The organism is Pseudomonas sp. 65/3-MNA-CIBAN-0223, assembly GCF_040310425.1.
Lineage (GTDB): Bacteria > Pseudomonadota > Gammaproteobacteria > Pseudomonadales > Pseudomonadaceae > Aquipseudomonas > Aquipseudomonas gregormendelii.
The window spans coordinates 1-279 of the sequence record NZ_JBEOPV010000105.1; the positions used below are offsets into that span (position 1 = coordinate 1).

Below are 279 nucleotides of genomic sequence, written 5' to 3' on the forward strand. Positions count from 1 at the left end.
GCCATATGCCCCTGTCATGCCCGCGAATTGTCCGGTCATACTGCGCTTGATCAGCGGAATGACCGCAAAGACTGCGCCCTCGCCGGCTTGTACAAAGAACGAGCAAAACATGGTGATGAGTAGCGCCAGTGCAATCGGCCACGTCGAGTCGACAATACCCATCAGTACATAGCCGACTGCTAGTCCTGCGGTCAAAATCAGTAGGGTAATCTTGCGCCCAAACTTATCACTTAGCCAGCCACCGCCCGGACGCGACATCAGATTCATAAAGGCGTAACT

General features: G+C 54.1%; 1 pseudogene. It reads right to left on the reverse strand.

Features of this window, described 5'->3' with window-relative positions:
* Positions 1 to 279 (reverse strand): annotated as a pseudogene (locus AAEZ09_RS28115) (MFS transporter); the annotation flags it as partial.